Origin of the sequence: Paraburkholderia sp. (assembly GCF_026225065.1) — a bacterium.
GTDB lineage: Bacteria > Pseudomonadota > Gammaproteobacteria > Burkholderiales > Burkholderiaceae > Paraburkholderia.
This window is the reverse complement of the sequence record NZ_JAMFSB010000259.1, coordinates 1-2,958: the sequence shown is the minus strand read 5'-3', so window position 1 is coordinate 2,958 and position 2,958 is coordinate 1. Positions and strand designations below refer to the sequence as shown.

At 61.9% G+C, this 2,958-nt stretch carries 2 protein-coding genes; both read right to left on the bottom strand.

What is annotated here, in order from left to right; translation table 11 throughout:
* Positions 1-644 precede the first annotated feature (644 nt).
* On the bottom strand, positions 645-1,814 hold the full coding sequence (locus M0954_RS18800) for an IS91 family transposase (RefSeq protein WP_297354847.1): 1,170 nt from the start codon (positions 1,812-1,814) through the stop codon (positions 645-647).
* Between the two features lie 16 nt (positions 1,815-1,830).
* Complete coding sequence (locus tag M0954_RS18795) at positions 1,831-2,706, bottom strand: site-specific integrase (protein WP_297354845.1); 876 nt, start codon at positions 2,704-2,706, stop codon at positions 1,831-1,833.
* Positions 2,707-2,958 lie beyond the last annotated feature (252 nt).

Here is a 2,958-nt window from a genome sequence, read left to right as displayed (position 1 = left end):
GTAGAATCAAAACAAAAGGTACTGGAATCTACTGTTGCGAGCTTGAAAGCCCAGCAAACAAAGACCGCTCGGCAGAACCGGATTGCTTTTGCCATCGTGGCCTGCGTGGCGGTTCTCTCCTTGGGTTGGCAGATGGCGCACTACTTTTTCACTGCATAAGTTGATGCGCTGCGCACAGAGTGTGTTACCCAACACGGTCAACACGAATTGCTCCTAGGCTCAGAAGCCGGTGACGCGACTGTCCGCTATCAATTTAATCGAATGCTCACTTTTGTTAAGGGTTGTTCTTTGTTAAGGGTTGTTCGATGCCTGCCCTTGTCCACTGGGCGTGAGTGCACGACGACGCGTGCGGGCAGGCGTTGGACAACGCTCGAGGGAGGAAACCGCGGAGTGGACCGACGCGGCGTAAGCCTTGAGCGCCTATGGGGATTGAAGTGATCCCACGATCCGCCGTGTCACGCAATACTGAGGTGAAGCGGGGTTTGGATGGGCGCAGACGTGGTCTCGACGCTGCCATGTGCCGTGTCTGTAGCGATGGCGCGAGCGCGGCACGGTCTGCCTGGCGCGATGCGCGCAAACGTCTGCTGTTGGCGCTCGTTGCCGAAGAGCCGACAGTCGGATTGACCATCCTGGGTCATCTGTCTTCATGCGTCGCCTCGGGACGTTGGCGGTGCGCGAATCGGATGGCTGCGCGGCAGAATATCGATGATGATCATCGGTGCGCCGCAGTGCCGGCAGATGAAGGTGGGGGCCCCGGGTGCCGGCGTCGGTTCATCGCTTGCGCCCGTGATGGGCGCCGCGTGCAGCAACGCTCGTATCCTCGCGAGGTTGTGCCGCCGCACCGGATTGGCCAGCAATCCATAGTGGCGGATGCGGTGGAAGCCACCGGGTAGAACCTGCAACAGGAAGCGCCGCATGAACTCCTGCGACTCAAGCGTCATTGTCTTGTGGCGTGTGCGACCGCTGGCGCGATAGTCCTTCCAGCGGAAGGTGACACCGCGTTCGTCAAGCGCGATGAGCCGCTGGTTGGAGATGGCCACGCGATGCGTATAGCGCGACAGATACGCGAGTACCGCCGCCGGTCCCGCAAACGGGCGCTTGGCATACACCACCCATTCACACACGCGTAGCGGCGCGAGCCACTGCGCGAAGACTGCAGGGTCGGCAAGCCCTTCGTACTCACCGAAGAACCGCAACTGTCCCCGGCGATAGGCGTGGGCGAGTTCTTCCAGGAAGCGGCGCCGGAACAGCCGTGAGAGCACGCGTACCGGCAGGAAGAAGCCGGGCCGGCATGCGACCCACCGTTCACCGTCCGGTGACAGGCCCCCGCCGGGCACGATGCCATGCACATGCGGATGGTGCGTCAGCGCCGAGCCCCACGTATGCAGCACCATCGTTGCACCGATCTGCGCGCCCAGATGCTTTGGATCGGCAGCGATGGTACGCAGGGTTTCGGCAGCGACATCGAACAACAGGCCATAGAGCACCGCCTTGTTGTACCTGGCGATTGCGCTAATCGGGGCGGGTAGCGTAAAGACGACGTGGTAGTACTCCACCGGTAGCAGATCGGCCTGACGCGCCTCAAGCCATCGTCGTGCGGCGCTCGCCTGGCACTTGGGGCAATGGCGGTTACGGCAGGAGTTGTAGGCGACTTCGATCTGTTCGCAGCCAGAACAGCGCAACACGTGTCCACCCAGTGCCGCGCTGCGGCACTGTTCAATCGCCGACATCACCTTCAACTGTCCCAGGCTCAGTTGTATGGTCTGTCGCCACGCTGGCCCATGCGCGCGGAAGACGTCCGCGACTTCGGGCACGGAAGTGCTCCGCGTGCTATGTGTTGTGCAGATTCTCCAGCGGACTGATCACCTCACGCAGCAAATCGGTGGCGACCTGTGCATAAAGCGCGGTGGTCTCAAGCTTCTTGTGCCCGAGCAGAACCTGGATCACGCGGATGTCGACCTTCTGTTCGAGCAGGTGGGTGGCGAAGCTGTGACGTAGTGTGTGCATCGACACACGCTTGTCGATGTGAGCGGCCTCGGCGGCGGCATGGATGGCGCGGTTGAGCTGCCGCGTGCTGAGCGCATCGACCGGATCAAGACCCGGAAACAACCATCCGCCATCGAGCATCTTGCCCTGTGCACGGGCTACCCGCCACCAGACACGCAGGCGCTCCAGCAGCACCGGTGAGAGCATCGCATACCGATCCTTGCGGCCCTTGCCCTGCTCGATGCGCAGCGTCATGCGCTGGCTGTCGACGTCGCCGACCTTCAGCGCCACCACTTCACTGGCACGCAGACCGGCACCATAAGCGACTGACAGCGCAGTCTGGTGCTTGAGGTTGCCGGTCACCGCGATCGGGCGGCCTACTTCAGCCGGGCTGAGCACAACCGGTAAGGTGCGGGGCACGCGTACCGGCTGCATCCTCGCCATCAGGTCCGGCTCGTGGAGCGTGATCTCGAAGAAGAACTTGAGCCCGGTGATGGCGGCGTTGAGCGAAATGGGCGACGTACCGTGATCGACCAGGTGCAACTGGTAGCCTCGCAGATCTTCGACGGAGGCGGTATCGGGCGCGCGCCCGAGAAACCGGGTGAACTCGCGCACGATGCGCAAATAGTTGGCTTGCGTCTTCGGTGCGAGCTGGCGCATCCGCATGTCGTCGATCATGCGCTGGCGCAGCGGACTGATAGCCTGAAGGGTCTGAGTCATGACTCTGCTCCCGTTGAGTGACGAGGCGGATTGCCTCGCCCATCAACATGAAAACAGAGTCGGTTTCCTCTCCCACACCACTACCGTGGGCCGGAGCCCCTTACCGCGCGAGCGGTTTAGTCCGCCGACCCACAACGGTCTTTCACACTTCTCTTGAGCGGACGTTCGCCGTTCATCGCGCTCCCGTTCTTAGCCTATTCATGCAAGTGATGCATCGCCGTTAAAGTCGACGCCTGATCAATTGCACGAGGC

Coding starts and splice junctions, on each gene's coding strand:
- M0954_RS18795 (WP_297354845.1), bottom strand. CDS start 2,706: ATGACTCAGACCCTTCAGGCTATCAGTCCGCTGCGCCAGCGCATGATC.